Annotated in this window: 21 protein-coding genes and 3 riboswitches (1 of these 24 cut by a window edge); of the genes, 5 read left to right on the top strand and 16 right to left on the bottom strand. The window is 41.0% G+C overall.

Features of this window, described 5'->3' with window-relative positions:
• Window positions 1–72, bottom strand: a riboswitch (cobalamin riboswitch) (it extends 114 nt beyond the left edge of the window).
• 334 nt (window positions 73–406) lie between these two features.
• Window positions 407–597, bottom strand: a riboswitch (cobalamin riboswitch).
• 101 nt (window positions 598–698) lie between these two features.
• The 4 genes from CEF22_RS09350 to adhP form a co-directional block, all read right to left on the bottom strand.
• Complete coding sequence (locus tag CEF22_RS09350; RefSeq protein WP_100402645.1) at window positions 699–1,583, bottom strand: SH3 domain-containing protein; 885 nt, start codon at window positions 1,581–1,583, stop codon at window positions 699–701.
• A gap of 125 nt (window positions 1,584–1,708) precedes the next feature.
• Complete coding sequence (locus CEF22_RS09345) at window positions 1,709–2,062, bottom strand: DUF779 domain-containing protein (protein ID WP_095481078.1); 354 nt, start codon at window positions 2,060–2,062, stop codon at window positions 1,709–1,711.
• 18 nt (window positions 2,063–2,080) lie between these two features.
• Window positions 2,081–3,598, bottom strand: a complete 1,518-nt coding sequence (gene adh / locus CEF22_RS09340) for an aldehyde dehydrogenase (RefSeq protein ID WP_100402644.1) — start codon at window positions 3,596–3,598, stop codon at window positions 2,081–2,083.
• Between the two features lie 74 nt (window positions 3,599–3,672).
• A complete protein-coding gene (adhP, locus tag CEF22_RS09335) occupies window positions 3,673–4,683 on the bottom strand; it encodes an alcohol dehydrogenase AdhP (RefSeq protein WP_100402643.1) in 1,011 nt (336 codons plus the stop codon).
• 378 nt (window positions 4,684–5,061) lie between these two features.
• On the opposite strand from adhP, the gene CEF22_RS09330 reads away from it, so the two are divergent.
• On the top strand, window positions 5,062–5,679 hold the full coding sequence (locus tag CEF22_RS09330; protein ID WP_100402642.1) for a CAP domain-containing protein: 618 nt from the start codon (window positions 5,062–5,064) through the stop codon (window positions 5,677–5,679).
• Between the two features lie 56 nt (window positions 5,680–5,735).
• Here the strand turns inward: CEF22_RS09330 and CEF22_RS09325 are convergent, their stop codons facing one another.
• The 6 genes from CEF22_RS09325 to CEF22_RS09305 all read right to left on the bottom strand — a co-directional run bounded on the left by CEF22_RS09325 (window position 5,736) and on the right by CEF22_RS09305 (window position 10,181).
• A complete protein-coding gene (locus CEF22_RS09325) occupies window positions 5,736–6,185 on the bottom strand; it encodes a ferritin-like domain-containing protein (protein WP_232726091.1) in 450 nt (149 codons plus the stop codon).
• A 78-nt stretch (window positions 6,186–6,263) separates the two neighbouring features.
• Complete coding sequence (locus CEF22_RS18510; protein WP_157843207.1) at window positions 6,264–6,401, bottom strand: hypothetical protein; 138 nt, start codon at window positions 6,399–6,401, stop codon at window positions 6,264–6,266.
• A gap of 12 nt (window positions 6,402–6,413) precedes the next feature.
• The gene (locus CEF22_RS09320; protein ID WP_232726090.1) at window positions 6,414–7,001 is read right to left on the bottom strand and encodes a DUF421 domain-containing protein; all 588 of its coding nucleotides are present in this window, start codon (window positions 6,999–7,001) and stop codon (window positions 6,414–6,416) included.
• 47 nt (window positions 7,002–7,048) lie between these two features.
• Window positions 7,049–7,714, bottom strand: a complete 666-nt coding sequence (locus CEF22_RS09315) for a phosphatase PAP2 family protein (RefSeq protein WP_100402639.1) — start codon at window positions 7,712–7,714, stop codon at window positions 7,049–7,051.
• Between the two features lie 57 nt (window positions 7,715–7,771).
• Window positions 7,772–8,764, bottom strand: a complete 993-nt coding sequence (dapF, locus tag CEF22_RS09310) for a diaminopimelate epimerase (protein ID WP_095481085.1) — start codon at window positions 8,762–8,764, stop codon at window positions 7,772–7,774.
• Between the two features lie 130 nt (window positions 8,765–8,894).
• Entirely contained in the window at window positions 8,895–10,181 is a 1,287-nt protein-coding gene (locus tag CEF22_RS09305) for an NCS2 family permease (protein ID WP_100402638.1), read from the bottom strand.
• 287 nt (window positions 10,182–10,468) lie between these two features.
• On the opposite strand from CEF22_RS09305, the gene CEF22_RS09300 reads away from it, so the two are divergent.
• Entirely contained in the window at window positions 10,469–11,353 is an 885-nt protein-coding gene (locus CEF22_RS09300; protein WP_100402637.1) for a polysaccharide deacetylase family protein, read from the top strand.
• A gap of 34 nt (window positions 11,354–11,387) precedes the next feature.
• On the opposite strand, the gene ribH is transcribed toward CEF22_RS09300, so the two are convergent.
• The 4 genes from ribH to ribD are packed head-to-tail and all read right to left on the bottom strand — an operon-like array spanning window position 11,388 to window position 14,874.
• On the bottom strand, window positions 11,388–11,858 hold the full coding sequence (gene ribH, locus CEF22_RS09295) for a 6,7-dimethyl-8-ribityllumazine synthase (RefSeq protein ID WP_100402636.1): 471 nt from the start codon (window positions 11,856–11,858) through the stop codon (window positions 11,388–11,390).
• Between the two features lie 14 nt (window positions 11,859–11,872).
• The gene (locus CEF22_RS09290) at window positions 11,873–13,069 is read right to left on the bottom strand and encodes a bifunctional 3,4-dihydroxy-2-butanone-4-phosphate synthase/GTP cyclohydrolase II (RefSeq protein WP_100402635.1); all 1,197 of its coding nucleotides are present in this window, start codon (window positions 13,067–13,069) and stop codon (window positions 11,873–11,875) included.
• Between the two features lie 21 nt (window positions 13,070–13,090).
• On the bottom strand, window positions 13,091–13,738 hold the full coding sequence (ribE, locus tag CEF22_RS09285) for a riboflavin synthase (protein WP_100402634.1): 648 nt from the start codon (window positions 13,736–13,738) through the stop codon (window positions 13,091–13,093).
• Complete coding sequence (gene ribD, locus CEF22_RS09280) at window positions 13,720–14,874, bottom strand: bifunctional diaminohydroxyphosphoribosylaminopyrimidine deaminase/5-amino-6-(5-phosphoribosylamino)uracil reductase RibD (protein ID WP_442857361.1); 1,155 nt, start codon at window positions 14,872–14,874, stop codon at window positions 13,720–13,722. Before ribD ends, ribE begins: the two co-directional genes overlap by 19 nt.
• Before the next feature lie 114 nt (window positions 14,875–14,988).
• Window positions 14,989–15,132: riboswitch (FMN riboswitch) on the bottom strand.
• Between the two features lie 417 nt (window positions 15,133–15,549).
• Between ribD and CEF22_RS18935 the strand changes: the two genes are divergently transcribed.
• Together CEF22_RS18935 and CEF22_RS18930 are read left to right on the top strand one after the other, a co-directional pair.
• Complete coding sequence (locus tag CEF22_RS18935; RefSeq protein WP_100402631.1) at window positions 15,550–16,293, top strand: transposase; 744 nt, start codon at window positions 15,550–15,552, stop codon at window positions 16,291–16,293.
• A 28-nt stretch (window positions 16,294–16,321) separates the two neighbouring features.
• A complete protein-coding gene (locus CEF22_RS18930; RefSeq protein ID WP_157843206.1) occupies window positions 16,322–16,549 on the top strand; it encodes a hypothetical protein in 228 nt (75 codons plus the stop codon).
• Window positions 16,550–16,639: 90 nt separating this feature from the next.
• Here CEF22_RS18930 and CEF22_RS09260 read toward each other — a convergent pair whose 3' ends face one another.
• Both CEF22_RS09260 and CEF22_RS09255 read right to left on the bottom strand, forming a co-directional pair.
• Window positions 16,640–19,117, bottom strand: a complete 2,478-nt coding sequence (locus tag CEF22_RS09260) for an ATP-binding protein (protein ID WP_100402629.1) — start codon at window positions 19,115–19,117, stop codon at window positions 16,640–16,642.
• 410 nt (window positions 19,118–19,527) lie between these two features.
• Window positions 19,528–19,956, bottom strand: coding sequence for a DUF6508 domain-containing protein (locus tag CEF22_RS09255; RefSeq protein WP_100402628.1), 429 nt, complete (start codon window positions 19,954–19,956; stop codon window positions 19,528–19,530).
• Between the two features lie 220 nt (window positions 19,957–20,176).
• Here CEF22_RS09255 and CEF22_RS09250 point away from each other — a divergent pair.
• On the top strand, window positions 20,177–21,056 hold an 880-nt coding region (locus tag CEF22_RS09250; RefSeq protein ID WP_157843276.1), incomplete at its 3' end, for an IS1182 family transposase.

Genomic DNA, 21,056 nt, shown 5'->3' with positions numbered 1-21,056 from the left:
CTTAAATTCCAGATAATATTTTCTTGAGCGGCTGACCAATCCCTCGTAATAACCCCTTCAAGAGAAAAGGTTTTTGACAGAGCAATCTTCCATACTGTCAGCGGATGAATCGATACAGGCCCTACCATAACCGCGATCGTAATAGAAACAACAAGAACACTAATTAAAAAAAAAAGAAAAAGCGACAACTTATAATTGACGATAGGTTTCTTTCTTTTTTCGATGGAAACTGTTTGTACTTGCTTGATCGGTGATTCCCCCTTCACATCATGTCATATATTTTTTTGACAAATAAAAAGAGCATTTAAACCCGGAGAGTTTAAATGCTCACAAAAAGATTGTCTATGCATAAAGCTAGCATAACGATCACATTTTCCGTCAACATCCCCTATATCCCGTAGGTTATTTCGTGTTCATTAAACGGGCAGGTCTCCTGACTTGTCTTCTACACTTCCTGAGCCTTCCCGTTATTCACAGTGGCATGTTTCAGGTTGCTCTGACTTACAGTGGCGGGAACCGTGCCGGACTTTCACCGAACTTCCCTTTTAAGCTATAAATATGTCGAATAAATATAGCACCTGTTTAATAACAAATATTAACTTTTCTAAATATTACTATATTAGCAGTAAAGATGTCTACCACTATAAAAACAGTGGAAAGTTTAATATTTCTATAATGTCTCCGTACCTTTTACACTCTTAATACTTCGCAATTTCACTTTGACTGTTCACAATAATAATATGAGCATTGTCATGAAGTTGCCTCATCAACTGACGCATATGAGATTCCGAAACCGATACACATCCAGCTGTCGGTCGGCCGCTATCAACATGTAAGAAGAAAGCACTGCCCGCTCCTTTGACCGGCTTATATGTATTATAGTTAATCACAATGGCATACTTGTATTGCACGCGATAATTGATTAAACGCTCATCTAATCTGCTTGATTTCGTTCGCTCTTGCCATGTATTGTATTGAGGATCTTTCGGGTTGGAGATCCAATAAGAATTTTTCGTGATTTGTTTAAAAGGCATTTTTGTTCCAGGATTCGAGTGACCAAAAGCAAAGCCTAGTTTATACGCGCCTTTCGGTGTTCGTTTCGAGCCTTCCTTTGCTTGCCCGACTCCCTTACTGCCGACATGTCCCGTCGTTTTAAACGATCTCGTCCACTGCCCGACTTTATTTTTCTCCCAATATTCGACATAAGCCTTACTTCCGCTTCCAACAACGGTGACAATTTGATCGGTTTTTTGAGCAGTCTTTGTTTTCGCAATCATTGCCGGAGAAATTTGTTCGTTTGTTTTTCTTTTTAAATAAGCACCACTGACATATGCTTCTTTTTTATTATAGGTAAAACGATACCAGTTATTCGTTGTTTTACCCGTCACTTGAATCGTGCTTCCTTTGCGCAAACTACCAATCATTTTATGCTTTGTACTCGGCCCGGAGCGAACGTTTAATTGATTGGCTGTCACCGTGTATTCTCCGCTCACTTTAGAAACGTTTGTTTTGCTGTTTGCATAAGCTGTGTTAACAGTTAAAAGAAATATGACGATGCTTGCTAGTAACCATTTACCTTTCACAGATAAACCCCTCCTTTTTTTTAACAGTTTACTACTTTCATATTAAAGTGAAATGCCAGCAGTAGCAACGTTTTCTTTCAAGTCAAAATCCCCTGCAGAGAACTTCTCCACAGGGGGTGACATTACTAATTTAAACTCGCTCGTTCTTCTTCAGTAAAAATACGTGATCTAGTGAGAAAACGCTTGCCTTCTCGTCCTTCTAATGAAAACATCCCTCCTTGACCATCAACGACATCGATGATTAACTGTGTATGTTTCCAATAGTCAAACTGAGCCGCATTCATATAAAAAGGGCAATCACCAATTTTCCCCAATAAGACATCGCTTCGTCCAGTTAAAAACTCTCCTTCTGGATAGCACATTGGCGAGCTACCATCACAGCAACCACCGGACTGATGAAACATAAGAGGACCATGTCTCTCCTTTAACTTCTCAATTAATTGTAAGGCTTCTTCTGTTGCAGTTACGCGTTCAACAATTAGAAACGCCCCCTTTTCTTAGAAGAATCCAAGAGCATCCTCGCTATAGCTGACGAGAAGGTTTTTCGTTTGTTGGTAGTGAGAAAGCATCATTAAGTGATTTTCACGTCCGATTCCTGACATTTTATAACCACCAAATGCCGCGTGAGCTGGGTACGCATGATAACAGTTCGTCCACACACGCCCGGCTTGAATACCGCGCCCCATTTGATAAGCAAGATTCATATTTCTTGACCAAACACCGGCACCAAGTCCATATAACGTATCATTGGCAATTTGCAGTGCTTCTTTTTCATCCTTAAACGTAGTGACAGACACAACAGGCCCAAAGATTTCTTCTTGGAAAATACGCATGCTGTTATCGCCTTTAAAGACCGTTGGCTTCATATAATAGCCATTTTCAAAGCCAGCAAATTGATTGCGCTCACCACCTGTTAAGCAAGCGGCTCCTTCTTGTTTACCGATATCAATATAGGAAAGAATTTTCTCCATTTGCTCATTGGAAGCTTGAGCCCCCATCATTGTTTCCGTATCTAGTGGGTTGCCTGTTTTAATTTGCTTCACACGTTCTAATGCTCGCTCCATAAATTGATCATAGATCGATTCTTGAATGAGCGCTCGCGATGGACATGTACATACTTCCCCTTGATTCAAAGCGAATAGAACAAATCCTTCAACTGCTTTATTTAAGTAAGCGTCATCTTGAGCCATCACATCTTCAAAGAAAATATTCGGTGATTTTCCACCAAGCTCAAGTGTGACAGGAATAATATTTTGTGACGCATATTGCATAATTAAGCGGCCAGTCGTTGTTTCTCCCGTGAACGCGACTTTCGCAATTCGCGGGCTAGTCGCAAGTGGCTTACCGCATTCTAAGCCGAAACCGTTAACAATATTAACGACTCCTGGAGGTAAAAGATCACCAATCAGCTCAGCTAACACTAGGATCGAAGCAGGTGTTTGCTCGGCCGGTTTAAGAACAACACAGTTTCCAGCGGCTAAAGCAGGAGCCAGTTTCCAAACCGCCATCAAGAGCGGAAAATTCCAAGGAATGATTTGACCAACAACGCCAAGCGGCTCTTGGAAATGGTAAGCGACTGTTTTCTCATCAATTTGGCTTAAAGAGCCTTCTTGAGCGCGAATCGCTCCAGCAAAGTAACGGAAGTGATCAATTGCTAGTGGTAAATCAGCATTCAATGTTTCACGAACTGCTTTGCCGTTATCCCACGTTTCAGCGACCGCAAGCATTTCTAAATTTTCTTCCATACGATCAGCGATTTTGTTTAATATAATCGCGCGCTCCGTTGGAGAAGTTTTCCCCCATGCTTCTTTCGCTGCATGAGCAGCGTCTAGTGCGTTTTCAACATCTTCTTCTTGAGAACGAGCCACTTCACAGAACGCTTCTCCCGTGACAGGTGTGAAGTTGGAAAAATATTCACCATTGACTGGAGCTGTCCACTCGCCATTAATCCAGTTGTCATACCTCTTCTTAAAGTTTACTTTTGCATTAGCTTGTCCTGGTTGAGCATAGATCATGTCATTCCCTCCCCTGTTTGTCCGTACCACACTACATACATTTTGATAAAGCGTTTACAAAATCCTACACAAACCTACATAGTTAACACGATTCGACCATTAATTTTTCCTTTTTCCATTTGGTCAAATACGTCATTGATCGCATCTAATGGGGCTGATTCAATAATCGCACGAACTTTTCCACGAGCAGCAAAATCTAGCGCTTCTTGCATATCTTTTCTCGTTCCAACAATCGAACCTTTCACAGTTACACCATTTAACACCGTATCAAAAATCGGAATTGGAAGCTCATCATTTGGTAAACCAACAACGACTAAGCTACCGCCGCGCTTCACGGATTGATACGCTTGTTCAAACGCTTTTTTCGTAACAGCTACACTGATCGCTGCTTGTACACCGCCAACCGCTTTTTGAATCGCTTCTACCGGGTCCGTTTCCATACCGTTCACTGTATGATCTGCGCCTAGCTTAGTCGCTAAGTCTAGTTTTTCCTTTTGAATATCGACAGCAACTACATTGAATCCCATCGCTTTAGCATATTGAAGAGCGATATGCCCAAGACCGCCAATGCCATAAATGGCAACCCAATCTCCAGGCTTTGCTTCCGATACCTTTAATGCTTTATATGTCGTTACTCCGGCACAAAGAATTGGGGCAACTTCAACCGGATCTAATCCATCGGGAATTTTCGCCACGTAAGCAGCTGGAGCTTTACAATATTCCGCATAGCCACCGTCAACAGAGTAGCCACCGTTTAATTGATCGGGACAAAGCGTTTCTCTGCCACTTAAACAATATTCACATTCACCACAAGCAGAATATAACCAAGGAATCCCCACTCGATCCCCTACTTTAACCGAATGAACATCACTCGCTACTTCTTCAACAATCCCAACACCTTCATGACCAGGAATTAATGGTAGCTTCGGTTTGACTGGCCAATCACCGTGAGCTGCATGTAAATCAGTATGACAAACGCCACATGCTTCTATTTTTACGAGAACTTCTCCCGCGTTTAATGTTGGTTTCGGTACCTCTTTCACCTCTAATTGTTGATTAAATTCGTTGACAACAGCTGCTTTCATTGTTCATTCCTCCTTAATGGTAGTCACTATCTATATGCAAGGAGTATGCCAACGAAAAAAAACGTAAAATATTCAAAATATAATGTTTATTTTTAATGCAATGCCGAAAAATCGGCAAAAACATCCGTTTTTTCGGCAAAATGAGACTATTTTTCGGCTAATTGCCTTAGATACCTTAATTGATATAAAACGTAATAATTACGATTTAATTATTATCATATTTATTTTGGGATGACATGTCAATATCTCTTGAATATGAAATATGAGCATACTTTCGCTTCGTTCATATAGAAGTTATTGGATAATGATTAAGAGGTTGTATAGCTTCACTCGCTTTTTTACATACTAAAATCGTTATTTAAAGAAAGGAGAGATCGTATGAAAAGGATCATCTTGCTAACGATTTTAGCTTTCTCACTAGCCTTTCCAAGCTTGTCACACGCCCAAAGTAATTACCAATCGTATACGGTAAAGCCAGGTGACAGTATGTGGCGCATCGCTGTAAAGTTCCAGATTGGTTTGCAAGAGATCATTAACGCGAACCCACAAGTTAAAACACCTAGTTTGATTTATCCAAACCAAGTACTGAAAATACCACTCTTGACAGACGTGAAGAATTTCGAGCAAGAGGTCATCAAATTAACAAATGTCGAGCGACAGAAGAACGGACTAGCGCCGCTAGCAACCGATTGGGAGCTGTGTCGAGTCGCCCGCTACAAGTCAGCAGATATGGCAAACAAGGGCTATTTTTCACATACGAGCCCGACATACGGTTCACCGTTCGATATGATGAAAGCGTTCGGGATTAATTACCGATCAGCCGGAGAGAATATCGCTGCTGGTCAACAAACTCCGCAAGCTGTTGTCAATGCATGGATGAATAGCTCCGGCCATCGAGCAAATATCTTAAGCAAAAATTATACGCACATCGGCGTCGGCTACCATAAAGGCGGCAGCCAAGGGATTTACTGGACACAAATGTTTATCGGTAAATAATGATGACAAAAACAAACGACGAGACCCTACTATGTTATAGGTTCTCGTCGTTTCTCTCATGATAATTCACGAATGCCCGTCTGCCTAGCAATTTGTTTAAATAACTGTTCATGGCGAGCTTCGTCATCGGCGGCTCGTAAAAAACGTCGTCTTGTCGCTTCATCCGTTGTACGAGCGGCAATGCTTCGATAAAAGGCAGGCGTTTTCCCTTCATCTTTCAATGATTCTTTCACACCTTCGCGAAAACTCTTTGGAGGAGTAGCAATCGTTAAATTTGGAAAGTGGTTAGTTAATCGATGATAACTGCGACTAAACCAATTAAAATGCCGAATTTCATCTTGGCGAATCCCTAAAATTGTTTGCTTAATTTGATTATTCGGCGCCATATTCGCTAAAGCCGAATAATATTGAATCGCTTGATATTCATCATTTGTCGCCTGATTAATATCTCTAAATAGGCTTTGATTTTGGCGAAGCCCCTCCTCAAAGTCATAATAATTATACATCCATCCCATTCCCTTCCTAATTGTCTGTCATGATAGTATATGAAGGAACTAGGAATTTGTCATAACGCCAAGCATTTCTTAATGCTTACCTTGATCACGGGTTGGCGCTGACCATTTAATTTGATTGGCCACACATATTCTTGCTTGGTCGGCTAATAGATGCTCTTTCTTCGCTTTCATCACGATTAAGTCTACTTCTTTTGAACTTAATTTCATCTATGTATGCTTTTAATGTAACCGATCTGGAACAGGCGGGAGAGAAGCTTGTGGGTCTGTTTCTTGAAAAAGCGGTCCAGCCGGCTTCTCGGTTGGTGGAGGAGCTAAGTGAGGTAACATATCATACAAATCCTTTTTCGTTAACGGCTTATGTTCTTCCTTCAATTCATGACCGATTTTCCCATTCGCTTCCACCGTCGCCCACTTCACATGATCAATACTAGAAACTCCTCGTTCTCTTAAATTCATCTCCAGCTGGTCCACTGTATAACGCAGCTTTTTTAAATTCTTTTCAATAATCTTCCCATCTTGAATAACAGGAATCGCCACTCCAGTCAACAGCCATTCCATGAAATTAAATTTAAGTTGCACCCACTCCATCAATAGTAAAATAGCGATAAATACACAGGCTGCAATGATCGAACCAAACACTTTATGCTCAATAAATGGTTGAATAATAATCGAGCCGATCGAAATCATGATCATCGTTTGAGCAACCGTCATATGTGTGACCGACTTTCTACCAGCAATTCTTAACAACACAATCCCTACCAAGAGCATGATGCTTGCTTTTCCCACTATTTCAAGAAACTCTCCCACGTTACCGTACACCTCCATTTATGTTAGTGTAACACGCAAAAGAAGGATTATTCTTTCTTCCGATGAATACGGTCTTGATAATAATGAAAAGCGGCAACACAGAAAATTAACCACGCCGCTCCAGCCGTAAAGCCAGCAATAACATCACTCGGGTAATGGACGCCTAAGTAAATACGTGTCAGCCCAATAAAAAGAATGAGGCAAAATGCGGCCATTGTCCCCGTAATTTTAGCCCAACGATGACGCAACAGTTCAAATAATAAAAACGCGATCGCCCCGTAAAAAATAAACGAGCCCATCGAATGCCCACTCGGAAAGCTGTACCCACCTTGCTCGATCAAGCGTAAAATCTCTGGTCGTTGCCGCTTAAACACGTCTTTTAAAAACCCATTAAACGCTCCACCTAATGACACCGTTAATACAAAAAATAAGGCGTAGCTCCATCGCTTTTTCACGAAAAGAATCGCCGCCACCAGAATGGTTCCTGCCGTCATCCATTGAACAGAACCTAGATTGGTAATAAAGACCATCTTGCTCGTCCGTCCCTCATTGATCCACGACTGCACTTCATGAATGATCGCTAAATCAAACGTTTCGACTTTATCTGCTTGTAACGCTTCAACAATTTCTGTAAAACTCCATGTAAAAAAAGCTAATAAAGCAAGTAATATCGCATAATACATCGCCGTTCGTTGTTTCTCTTCTTGATTCAAACGTATTTCTCCTTCCTAATGTAAAAATGAAAAAGAGGCTATACGGCCCCTTTTTCATTAAATGATCCCTTTTTCGACTAACAGATCCTTCACCGACTGTCCAAGCTTTTCATATTGAGCTTGTTCATTGCGATCACGCTTCTCTCCAATCGTAAAAGCTGTTGGATTGTTTACATCAACTGTGACATCAACATCATAAAGATAAGTCGCATTGCCGATTAAATCGATATAAAATTCATCCCCGCCTTTTGGATGAGCGACACAGCGGACTTGCCCGCCGTTATTATAGACGTCAATCGGTTGATCAAATTGGTTAAAACCTAATAAACAAGTCACTAAGCTAGAAGCCGACATCGCTGTACCGCATGCATTCGTGAACCCAACTCCACGCTCAAACGTACGAACGTAAATTTGACCTTCTTCAATAAAATGAACAAAACTAACATTGACCCCATCCGGGCAAATATCGTTCGGGCCATTCAATTTTTCACTAATCGTTTTTTGAACGTCAGAAGCTAACTCCTCTTGATCGACCATCGCAATCAAATGTGGATTCGGCACAGCCGCTGCAGAAAACGGAAGCGAATCAGATAATTCACTCACGTATTCATTTAATAACGTCGTCTTCCCTTCTACATTCATCGGCAAGTGCTCCAGTTCAAACAGCACAGGCGAAATTTCCACTCGATAAGTCGGAACGTTCTCATACAGATCTTCTTCACGATTCACCTGCAAATCCGCCTTCATCGTCTCAACAACAATTTCATCTTTCCCAAGCAGATCGCACACGTAACGCCCTAAACAACGAAGCCCATTGCCACACATCGACGCTTCCGACCCATCTGAATTAAAAATTCGCATCTTCGCATCAGCTTGCTTACTCTCCATCACAAACAAGATCCCGTCTGCCCCAAGACTTGACGATCGGTCACATAGCGCTAGTGACAACTCTCTTCTCTCTTCCTCCGTAAAAGAATACCCATGCGTCCACTCATCTATTAATAAAAAATCATTGCTTGATCCGTGGCATTTCGTTACTTTAATCTCCATTTCTCTCTCTCCTTCGTTTTGCAAAAACTTTTTTTATAGCATACCAAATGTGGGGGGCGATGGTCTATGAAAGAGATCAAATGTTGCAAAAAATATAAAAAGTGGTGGAGTTTCCCCCACCACTTTCTACTTATATATAATGCAGCACGAAATTAAAAAAGAACAAAGTCGCAATGACATACAATAGCCACGACACTTCTTTTCCTTTACCGGTGATGACTTTCAACAACGGATACAGAATAAAGCCGATCGCCATACCATCCGCAATACTATACGTAAATGGAATCATCACGATGATGAAAATTGCCGGGAAGGCTTCGGTTAATTCCGACAAGTCCAAATGACGAATATTTTGCACCATCAGTCCGCCAATAATAATGAGGACAGGGGCAATCGCCATATCTGGAATCCATTTCATATAAGGAATTGCCAAGATGGACAATAAAAATAGCATACCAGTCGTCAAAGGAGTCAAACCTGTTCGCCCCCCAGCCGCAATCGCCGCTGATGTCTCCACCGTCGCTACCGTTGGACTCGTTCCGAATAAACCTGAAGTGAAAGTGGATGCGGCTGTCGCTTGAAGACCGCGCTTGAACTTTTCAGGGTGACCAGCAAACTCATTATGTCCGTGCACAAGACCGATGTTTTCAAACACAAGCACCATCGTTAGTGAAAAGACGGCCGTCCAAAACGGAATTTCCATCCAACGACTAAACGAAAAAGCGCCGAATACGTCCTTATAGGTTGTAAAGGAAATAGATGTCTCGTCCACTTCCGGAAGCAAGCCACACACGGCTGTTAACAACGTCCCGAACAGAATGCTCCACAAGAAGCCACCTTGTAAGCCTTTAATAAATACAAACAAGGCAAACAGTAACGTCGCCATCGTAATCATGACAGACAGGTCACTCAAATCTCCTAACGCCACGATCGCATTTTCACCACGAACGATCAACCCGCCTTTTTCTAACCCAATCAGCATTAAAAATAAGCCAAGTCCGACTGAAATGGCTTCCTTTAATGTCGTTGGAATCGCCGCATTTAGCCGATCTGCCATTTTCGTCAAGGACACAAGCATAAAAATAAGCCCTGAAATCACAACTACTCCGAGTGCTTCCTGCCAGCTCAATCCCATCGACTGAACGAACGTATAGGCGAACATCGCATTGATCCCCATGCCCGGCACTAATAAAATCGGTGCATTCGCCCAAAAAGCCATCATCACACAGCCAAAAAAGGCGCTTAAAATCGTGGCAACGACCGCTCCTTCAAACGGGATCCCCGCCTCCGACAAAATAAGGGAATTGACCGCCACGATATAAATGATCGTGAAAAAACCAATCGCTCCCGCTGTCACCTCTCTTTTGACCGTCGTGCCGTGCTCAACTAATTGAAAAAATCCTCCATTCTTCTTCATCTACATGTACCTCTCGTACAGCGCCCTCTCCCTACCCGCTATTTGCTTTCACAAACAGCCACAAATCGTATTTTAACAAAGACATTCGTCAAGAACAACGACGTTTTCTACCAAAACAATTATCAGAAAAATAGTTTTTTTGTAATCTTCCATAGATTTCTATTTTTATATGAATAAATATGTTAATATATACGAGAAAAGTTATTTCGCCGCTTCAGTCATTTTTATTCAACAAGGTATATTTTACCATTACATAGCATTAAAAAAGGAAAGTGGAGTGAGTTTCATTGAGAGCAAGAGAGAAAAGAAAGAACGGCAACATTCGATTACTGATGATTATTACTGTATTATTATTTGTTTCTTTTAGCTTGGCAACCTACCAATTAATACAAAAAAAACAAACAGTTGCTTTAGCTCAACAAAAAGAGGTCGAGAAAAAAGAGAAAATCCAAAAAGCGGAAGAAGCAAAAGAGCAAGCGAAGCAAGAAGTAGCGGCCGCTCAGAAACAGAAAAAAGAAGAGGAACAAAAAAAGTTCCCACAAATCGCGCCAGTTCCTGCCATTCCAGCTGAAGAAAAAACCGTCTATTTAACATTTGATGATGGCCCTTTCCCTGTCTCGATGAAGCTACTAGATATTCTTGATCAATATAACGCCAAAGCCACATTCTTCATGATGGAGCCAAATATTCGCAAGCATCCAGAAGCAGTGAAAGAAATGGTCAAAAGAGGTCATGCGGTCGGTATGCATGGTGTGACACATGATGTCAAACAAGTGTATCGCAACGCTCAAGCGGTTGTGGATGAAATGACAGCTGGTCAAAAAGCGATTAAAGAAATTACCGGGCATGAAACACATTTAATTCGGACACCTTACGGATCGTTCCCTCATATGACGCCAGAATATAAGCAAAAGTCGAATGAAGCGGGCTTTAAGCTATGGGATTGGACGGTTGATAGTCTCGACTGGAAATTCCGTAGTCCATCCTATGTCAATCATGTCATGAATCATTTAAGCCCAGGGAGAGCACAAGGCAACGGCGAAATCATCTTATTACACGAAAAGCCAACAACGGCTCAATCTTTGCCTACTCTGCTAAAATACTTACAAGACAATGGATATACGATGCGAGCATTAAATGAGAATATGAAGCCATATCAGTTACGTCCATAAAAAAGAAGGTGGCCCTCGCCACCTTCTTTCTCATTTACCCTTCGATTGACTTCACAAGATTCGCCATTTCAATCGCCGTAGCCGCCGCTTCCCAGCCTTTGTTGCCAGCTTTCGTTCCGGCACGCTCAATCGCTTGCTCAATCGTATCAGTCGTTAATACACCAAAGATCACTGGCACACCCGATTGCATCGCCGCTTGAGCCACTCCTTTTGTCGCTTCATTGCTCACGTATTCAAAATGAGCAGTAGAACCACGAATGACCGTTCCTAATGTCACCACTGCATCATACTTGCCGCTATCCGCCATCTTTTTCGCAATTAACGGAATTTCAAAAGCGCCTGGCACCCAAGCAATCTCGACATCCTCTTCATTGACTCCATGACGACGGAACGCATCTTCCGCTCCGCTTAACAGCTTGCCCGTAATAAATTCATTAAAACGTGCGACAACGATCCCAATTTTTAACCCTGTACCAATTAAATTTCCTTCGTATATTCTGCTCATCTCAAATCTCTCCCTTATGATAAATGTAGCATATGCCCAAGCTTCGATATTTTCGTCTCTAAATATTGCCGATTTTCCGCTTTCGGTGGCATCTCGATCGGTACGCGCTCCACGACTTCAAGCCCGTAACCTTTTAAGCCAGAAATCTTGCGCGGATTATTCGTCAACAGTCGCATCTCCTTCACCCCGAGATTGCGTAAAATTTGGGCACCAATGCCGTAATCTCGCAAATCATCGGCAAATCCTAATTTCTCGTTTGCTTCGACCGTATCCAGCCCTTGTTCCTGCAGTTTATACGCCTTTAACTTATTAATCAGCCCAATGCCGCGACCTTCTTGGCGCATATACAGTAAAATTCCTCGTCCCTCGGCTTCAATTTGTCGCAACGCCGCCGCTAGTTGAGGACCGCAATCACAGCGGCAAGACCCGAACACATCTCCAGTTAAACATTCCGAATGGACGCGAACGAGCACCGGCTCGCCATCATTCACATTTCCTTTCACTAGCGCAACATGCTCTTTGCCAGACAGCTTTTCGGTAAAACCGACCGCTTGAAAGTGACCAAAATCCGTCGGTAAGTCAATCTCCACTTCGCGAGTAATTAACTCTTCCTTTTTACGGCGATACTCAATTAAATGTTGAATCGTAATTAGCTTTAAGCCTAGCTCCTCAGCCATCGTCACTAAATCCGGCAGGCGCGCCATCGAACCGTCCTCTTTCATAATTTCACAAATAACGCCCGCGCCTTTCGCTCCCGCCAGATGAGCCAAATCAACCGCTGCTTCTGTATGCCCTGCCCGCTTCAACACGCCGCCTTTTTTGGCAACAAGCGGGAAAATATGACCAGGCTGCTTGAAATCCTCTGGGACGGCTTTATCGTTTAACATTTCTTGAATCGTCGTCGCCCGCTCAAACGCACTAATGCCGGTATGCGTTGTTTGGTGGTCAATACTGACCGTAAACGCCGTGCCGTGACTGTCCGTATTATTCGTCACCATCATTTTCAAGCCGAGCTTCTCAGCGACCTCTTCCTCGACAGGCACGCAAATCAAGCCACGTCCCATTTTCGCCATGAAATTGACCATTTCCGCATCGGCAAATTCAGCTAAACCGATAAAATCACCTTCATTTTCCCGATCCTCATCATCGACAACGATGACGACTTTCCCTTGCTTTAAATCTGCTAATGCTTCTTCGATTGTTGCAAACATGCGCGTTCACCCCTGTCTGTATTATGCAAATCCGTGCTTCTCTAATAAATCCATCGTAATCGTAGAAGTCTCCTCTTCTTTTTTGTGACCAAGCATTCGCTCAATATATTTTGCCAACAAATCACATTCAATATTGACTAGATCACCGATATTTTTCTCGGCTAAAATCGTTTCCTCTTGCGTGTGGGGAATAAGCGAAATCGTTAGCTTCTTATCGTCTACCGCAAAAATCGTTAACGACGTGCCATCCAACGCGACTGAACCTTTGTGTAAAAAATAGTGGGCATACTCTTCAGAAAATTCAATGTCGATATACAGCGCGTTTTCTACTCTTTTTTTACTGACGATCGTGCCAACGCCATCGATATGACCGGAGACGAAATGTCCACCGAAGCGACCATTCGCTGCCATCGCTCGCTCTACATTCACTTTCGATCCACGAGTTAACACACGTAGTGACGTCGCATGAAACGTTTCTGGCATCACATCAGCGGTAAAATGAGTAGCGGTAAAACTTGTCACCGTCAAACAAACACCGTTGACCGCGATACTGTCGCCGAGCTTCACATCTTCAAGCACAGTTTCTGCTCGGATCGCTAACTCTAATGATTGAGCACCCGCTTTCACGCTTTCCACTGTGCCGATTTCTTCTATAATTCCTGTGAACAATTCGTTTCACATCCTTCTTTCGGCGAAGCGGTTATTTTTATATCTTGTCCAATAATTTCAACTTTTTCGAACGTTAATGGAACGGCTTCATCCATGATCGCAAACCCTTGACCACCAACCGCAGTTGGCGCCAGCTTCCCGCCGATCACTTTCGGTGCAACATAAATCAACATCTTTTGAAACGCTCGTTTTTCGATAAAAGACGCATTGACCTCGCTTCCGCCTTCTACGAGCATCGTCATAATGCCAATGTCGCCGAGCTTTTTCAGTAAAAGTGGAATATCAATCTCACGCGTTTGTAAGCGAATCACTTTCACCTCTTGTTCGATTAATTGCAGCTCTTTTGCCTGCGGCGCCTCTTGTCCACAAACAACGATCGTTTCCGCTTGTTTATTTTTCACAACATTGGCGGTAAGCGGAATCCGCAAATGCGTATCTAATACAACTCGAATGGGGTGTTTACCTCCCTGGGGCAGACGGGTGGTTAAGATGGGGTTATCTTGTAAAACGGTATTGATGCCAACTAAAATCGCATCTTGCTGATGGCGAATATAGTGCACATCCTCTCTTGCCTTTTCACTCGTAATCCAGCGACTATGTCCGGTATACGCAGCTGTTTTGCCATCGGCTGTTATGGCTGTTTTCATCGTGACGTATGGTGTTTTCGTTTGAATAAAATGAAAAAATGGTGCTAATAATTCCGAAGCTTCCTGCTCGCAAATGCCGGTCTCCACTTCAATCCCGGCCGCTCGCAACCTGTCAATCCCTCTTCCAGCCACCGCCGGATTCGGGTCCTTAACAGCGATATACACTTTCTTAATCCCTCTCGCAATCGTCAAATCCGCACAAGGTGGCGTCTTCCCATAATGAGAACAAGGCTCAAGCGTCACATACAACTCCGCTCCCCTTGCTTCCTCACCAGCAGCGGCCAATGCATGAACCTCCGCATGGCCCTCTCCCGCTTTCATATGGGCACCCATGCCAATCACACGACCATCCTTCACCACAACAGCTCCCACCGGTGGATTCGGCGACGTCTGACCTCGAACTCCTTCAGCGAGCGACAACGCGATCTTCATATAATGTTCTCGTAACATCGTCCCTAGCCCTCGCTCCTCTCTTTCCAACTCGTCCAATGAAACACATCAATTGACAGCCCATCAATCGACAAAAGCCCCTTATTTATAAAAAACAAGGGGCATAAATGGCATAACCAAATAAGCGTCTAAAAATCCAATTTTTAAAAACGCCTCATCCTTCTCCCATCCAGACTATCACTGTCGGCTTCGGAATTTCACCGAATCAACCACAAACGAAACCGTATGCAGTTCACGGACTAAGAGCATTAGCTCATCACCGCCGGTAGGGAATTTCACCCTGCCCCGAAGGATATACTATTCAAGTTAATTCTTATTATTACTCTTAACATGCTATGGTGTCAAGGGTTTAGGTGTTTGCTGTCTGATTAATTTGGGTTAAAAATGATGGTTGTTTATCAACAACTTCTAGTCTGAGATATTTGTGAAACTAATAGCTCTTTAAGCCAGATAAACTAGTAGTAAGCATGAGCGATACCAGCTCTATCAACGACTTTTTGCTGAGATAAACGTAAAATATCTCTGCGTTCAATAAGATAGTATTGTTTCATTTCCCTACCATCTTTGTGCAATTTATATACTAATGAGTTTTTTACACACTCGAATCTTTTTTGAAAAATGTAAGTACGACCAAACATAAACGAGAAGAGGTGTCCCCATAAAATAGAATACCAGGTTCCCGAATTTGATTCAGATGAAGAGCTAAAACCATTAATGGAACTGATTGGTTATGAAGATACCACGCGAAAACTGAATGTCAAAACATTGATCCAGTACCTTGTCATGGCAGCTGCTTGCAAGTGGAAAAACTTGCGCTACTATGCGGACGTTGGCTCACCGGCTGGTCTTGGCGATGTTAACTATTCCACTCTGTCTAAAAAAATGGGCCAGCTTGATTACGAGTTAATGAAGAACGTATTTGATTTAGTAGTTCGCAAATGTAACCGAGCCATTCTGCGAACGTTAGAGATGCCTAAGCACTTACTTCTCGTGGATTATACTACAATCACTGTCGGAAAAACTCAACTTCTTTGGGCAGTTTGTCACAGCGAACGATCAAGCATCAAGCTTCATGTGAGTTTTTCATTAGAGATACAAATGCCTTTGAAAGTCGTTGAATCCACTGGTCTGACACACCATGGACCGATTGGTGAACACCTCGCCAACTCTCGATTCATTTTAGTAGAAGAACGTGCTTATTTTAAAATTCAACGAATCGATCGCTTTCTTGAAGAAGGGCAAGATTTCGTCATACGAATGAAGGGAAATGTGGAGTTACCTCGTGTAAAACCCTTACAACGCCTGCCACAAAAGTACTCAAACGTGACGCGTGATATGACTTGTCTACTTGGATCTGTCCAATATCGTTCCCAAAAACGGCATCGGGTGGTGATTTTTAAGGTTAACGAAGGACGAAAAATTCGCGTCGTGACCAGCTTGCTTCATAATTTCGGCTGAAGAAGTTGCCAAAATATACAAAGCACGCTTGGTCATCGAAACCTTTTTTCGCTGGATCAAGCAAAGTTTGAATGTGTCAATTTTATTTGGCACGACCGAAAATGCGATATTCAACCAGCTTGTTGCCGCCTTAATTGCTTATGTGCTGCTTCATTGGTTATATAGGCAAACAAAATCTTCTATTTCTAAGCCGAACTTGTCGTCCGTGGCTTTTCAGTGCATGCTTTTGACAGGCACATTCCCCTTCTCGTGGTAGGATCAGATGATCTCATTTCTATATTACTATTTTGATCGTGACAGGAGAAACCTGTCTAAATTTGGTTAATCAACACGCTTGTTAAAAAAGTTATTGTTTAGTTATTTCTTTTAGTTTTTTTAATATATCTTCTGGTACGGATTCAAAAACCGTTGCTTGTTTCTGTCTATTTTTTTCTTCTCTTATCTTATAATCATTCTTTTGATCAAACCTTCTTGATTTTTCATGTGTTTTACTAGTTTTGAAGGAACTTGAAGTTTTGTTAGAAGTTCTAATTGTTTCCTTTGTTTGGCCCTCTGCAAGTAATTTCCTCAGTTCGCCTCTTAAAGTACTTAAACGGTCATTTTTAGGCTGATATGTCAAGCCTTGTTCACATACTTTGAAAGCATTTTCCAAATCAGCTAAGTTATTTTGTAGATGCTTTGCATAAGCATGGGCATTAATAGCATTTGCATGTTTCTGTTGATTTTCTGTCGGGTTTATATAATACCCTTTTTTAAAATGCTCAATTGCTTGTTTAGCTGATTTTTGGTCATTCTTACGGAAAGATAACATTGATAATGTTCGAGCATAACCATGGTTAGCACGCGGACTATTTTTATCAATATTAAGAGCTTGCTCAAAATATTGATAGCTACGTTGCCATTGCTTTACTCCCTGTTCTAAATATCCCCATTCAATCCACGCTTCAATTAATAATGGGTCTAACTCTGTTGCTCTACTAAATGACTTTCGAGCCTCATCTGGTGACTGATAGAAAGAAGACTGTTTTTCAATAATTCCTTTGAGATAATGTAAATACGCAAAATCTGGTACTTCACTAATTTTCTCATCCAGTAGCTTAATTGCTGTATCATAACCGTCAAAATAGTGAATAGACATAATATCTTTTACTTTTAAAGCTGCTATTCTCTGTTCATGATTATTAGCTCTACTTTTTATTATGTATTGTTCATCTGTTAGTGCAATTTGAGAACGTTCTTTTAGGTATTTTTCATATTGTAAAATAATTTCATGTTTATTTTCAAAATCAAACTGCCTAACATAAATTTTAGTTAAATGCGGTGAGGCATATCCAGCTTTATCATCAAACGTTCTTTCTTTATAGCATAGAGAAAGAACGGACAATCTCTGCAACCCTTGAGCAATTTCATCATCTGAAAAACTACTAATATATTTAAGTTCCTCAATACTAAAAAATTCATCTGTTTCAGGAATAGATAAGATATAAATAATACTCTTTTGTATATAGTCAAGCTTTTCTATAGAACCTCGAAAACAAAAACTCAATAAAGATTCGTAAGTTTTTCCCGATTCTAATTTCTCCATGATATAGTTAACATCTACATCTAGCGCAAGTTGATTTGTTATTAATTGAATTGCCAAAGGCATTCCTTGAGTGTATTCATAAATTGCGGGTAAATGATCTTTGTACTTTGTGAAAAATGATTCATCTTTTCTGCGTTTATATTCCCGTTCAATAAATTCTTCAAATTCATCATCATTTTTAAATCCATTGAGAGTAATCGTACTCATTTGAAAATTACTTATAGACTCTCTTGTAGTAAGAATAGCTTTTACATTTCTAGGTAAATTAAATAGGAATGTAATAAGGTTCTCCTCGATAAGCGTTTCCATATTATCGACAACTAAAAGAATCTTATGATTTTGAATTAACTCATCAACATAGCCAGCTAACTCAGTAATTTCTTCAATCTCTTTCTTTTCATCTCCTAGGAAGTACGATACTTCAGAAATAACATCTCTATACGAAGCAATGAAACTCTTAACTTTTTTCTCACCATCTGGAGTAAATATAGTACGCTTACCACTCATCCAAATCACAAATTCAAATTCGTGTTCTAATTCGTTTTTAGTCAGTAAATCACAGTAATGATATACAAGAGAAGTTTTTCCTATACCACCTATGCCATTCACTTGCAATAAACGGGTATTTTCATGAATCAATAATTCATGAGTTTTTTCTAGTTGATCCCTCCGACCTATAAAATCGTGAAATGGGGGAGAAGGAAGGTTGTGTACCACACTAAAATTTTGCTTTTTTTGCTTGTAAAAAAGATGATCGGCTTTAACACTTCTACTTCCTCTCCTACAGTATACATCTCCTTCTCTAAAAACTACTTCTGAACGCGTACGCCCATTGCGAAGCTTCCGTTCATATTGTCCGACAATTTTAAAAGGATGGATAGCATTTGATGGAGCTATATAGAGCATTAAAAATTCCTTTTCATCTATTTCATGAATAGAATAAGTTATTTCTACATAACCATCTATATATTTTTCACATAATTGTCCAATTTGAGATTCGTCAATCTTAGCATCACTTTTATCATCTAGACCAATCCAAACAAAATCATTTGTAACACCAAATATAATGTGTCCACCTTTAGTATTAGCAAATGCTGCTATATCCTTAGCAACCTCAATTCCGTGTGTACCTTTAATAGAAAATACCTCTTTAAAATCTAAATTGCTAAGTTCAGTCTTAGGATCTAATTCTTTAATTTTTAGCAATTCTTCTTTCATTACGTGTTTTAATATTTCCAACTAACTTCCTCCTCACTTGAATTCTAGTTTCATGCACTTTCAAACTATGTTCAACAGATTTACAATCTCTTTCTATAAATAAAATCTATGTTATGTTCTTACTCATCTTTCAAAAACATCTGTTGAAATATTGAAAATTCAACCGATCATAAAGAACAAATTTTACATCTATTGTAACTACTAAAAAGATAAATTCCTCAAAACTCTTCTCCTTCCTCCAATCTCATCCGCCGCACTTCCCTCTAGTATGTAGTTTCTACATGCTAGAGTAAATCAGAAATCTTTACTTTGCCATCACACGTGACAATTATCTTGCTATTTAATTCCATTATACCTAATTATAGAACCATTGCACTAATATTAATTTTAAGTTTTGTTGTTCTTCCCAAGAAACTACTCCAATGCAATTTTCATTCCTTGTCGTACCATTCGATCAGGGCATCCAAAATTGCATCTAGCAAGCCTTTCTGAATTGCATCAGCAATTGCTCCATTCGTAAACCGCTCACCACGCACTACAAAAGTAGCCGCCCGAATCGCATCCGCAACGCTCAAATCGCCATCTGACAAGTAGTCTGACAGCCCATAATCCATCCAAGAGTACAAAGGAGTCACTGCGCCAACAGTATATAGTAGTCCAATGGTTTTACTCACTCGTTCACTATAAGCAGGATGGCTTAAACTGTATGTTCCATCAGGCTGAAGCACTCCGCCTACCCATTTCACATCACGCCCCTTAGCCGTCATCTCTTTCGCGACAGCGCGTAATTCCTGCCAAGCATCTGTTTTCGTCCTGTCTAGCTGACTGATAAGTTGAATATCATCTGGGTTTCCGTCCATATTGCGCCTCCTTATATGTTAGTCTTATCTCCAGTTTAGATTAAAATTAAGGAGAATTTAAAGTACCTCAGCATTAAAAATACTAAGGTTTGAATTTTAGACAAACAAAAAAGCAGGGTTTTCCCTGCTTTCAGACTGTAGACAAACTCGATTTTATGGAGTTTGCCTACAGTCTTTTTTAATATAAAATGGAAGTAATATAAATTTTGAGGTGAGGACCATGCTTTCGAAACATAATCCTATTCAACGAGATCAAATAGAAATGATCGCTCTCGATCAATTAGTGCCGGAAAATCATTTAGTTCGTAAAATTGAGGCCGCGATTGATTTCTCTTTTATTTATGACTTAGTGAAGGATATGTATTCAGAAGTAGGTCGTCCGAGCATTGATCCAGTGATTTTGGTGAAGCTGACATTCATTCAATACACCTTCGGGATTCGCTCGATGCGTAAAACAATTGAAGAAGTGGAAACGAACATGGCTTATCGCTGGTTCTTAGGTTACGGCTTTCATGATAAAGTGCCACACTTCTCTACGTTCGGGAAAAATTATGAGCGTCGTTTTAAAGATACCGACCTGTTTGAACAAATTTTCTATCGTATATTAAAGGTAGCTGCGGAGAAGAAGTTAATCAGTGCCGAACACGTTTTTGTGGATTCTACTCATGTGAAGGCGAGTGCGAATAAGCGCAAATTCGAAAAGAAAGTGGTTCGCAAAGAAACAAGAGCGTATCAAGAACGCCTCCAAGAAGAGATTAATCAAGATCGTGAAGACCATGGAAAAAAGCCGTTTCCACCGGACAAGTTTGATAAAGAAGAATCCAAAGAAATCAAAGAAAGCACGACTGATCCAGAGAGTGGCTACTATGTGAAAGACGAACGTACGAAACAGTTCGCCTACTCCTTTCACGCAGCTACGGATCGCAAAGGTTTTGTACTCGGCACGATGGTGACGCCTGGAAATACACACGACAGTCAGATGTTAGAGCCATTGGTAGAGAAAGTGATTGAAAAAGTAGGGAAGCCTGAAGCTGTGGCCGCAGATGCCGCATACAAAACACCAGCGATTACAAGTTACTTATTGAAAAATGACATCACAC

Origin of the sequence: Bacillus sp. FJAT-42315 (assembly GCF_002797375.1) — a bacterium.
Classification (GTDB): domain Bacteria; phylum Bacillota; class Bacilli; order Bacillales; family Domibacillaceae; genus Bacillus_CE.
Note: the sequence above shows the minus strand (reverse complement) of the source record. Positions and strands in the feature narration are given on the sequence as shown.

Excerpts from the sequence above, each read along its gene's own strand:
- CEF22_RS09305 (WP_100402638.1), bottom strand. The coding sequence starts at position 10,181 with ATGAAGAAGAATGGAGGATTTTTTCAATTAGTTGAGCACGGCACGACG.
- adhP (WP_100402643.1), bottom strand. The coding sequence starts at position 4,683 with ATGAAAGCAGCTGTTGTCAACGAATTTAATCAACAATTAGAGGTGAAA.
- CEF22_RS09325 (WP_232726091.1), bottom strand. The coding sequence starts at position 6,185 with ATGTATAATTATTATGACTTTGAGGAGGGGCTTCGCCAAAATCAAAGC.
- CEF22_RS09330 (WP_100402642.1), top strand. The coding sequence starts at position 5,062 with ATGAAAAGGATCATCTTGCTAACGATTTTAGCTTTCTCACTAGCCTTT.
- CEF22_RS18935 (WP_100402631.1), top strand. The coding sequence starts at position 15,550 with ATGGAACTGATTGGTTATGAAGATACCACGCGAAAACTGAATGTCAAA.
- ribH (WP_100402636.1), bottom strand. The coding sequence starts at position 11,858 with ATGAGCAGAATATACGAAGGAAATTTAATTGGTACAGGGTTAAAAATT.
- dapF (WP_095481085.1), bottom strand. The coding sequence starts at position 8,764 with ATGGAGATTAAAGTAACGAAATGCCACGGATCAAGCAATGATTTTTTA.
- adh (WP_100402644.1), bottom strand. The coding sequence starts at position 3,598 with ATGATCTATGCTCAACCAGGACAAGCTAATGCAAAAGTAAACTTTAAG.
- CEF22_RS09290 (WP_100402635.1), bottom strand. The coding sequence starts at position 13,069 with ATGTTTGCAACAATCGAAGAAGCATTAGCAGATTTAAAGCAAGGGAAA.
- CEF22_RS18510 (WP_157843207.1), bottom strand. The coding sequence starts at position 6,401 with ATGAAATTAAGTTCAAAAGAAGTAGACTTAATCGTGATGAAAGCGAAG.
- CEF22_RS09255 (WP_100402628.1), bottom strand. The coding sequence starts at position 19,956 with ATGGACGGAAACCCAGATGATATTCAACTTATCAGTCAGCTAGACAGG.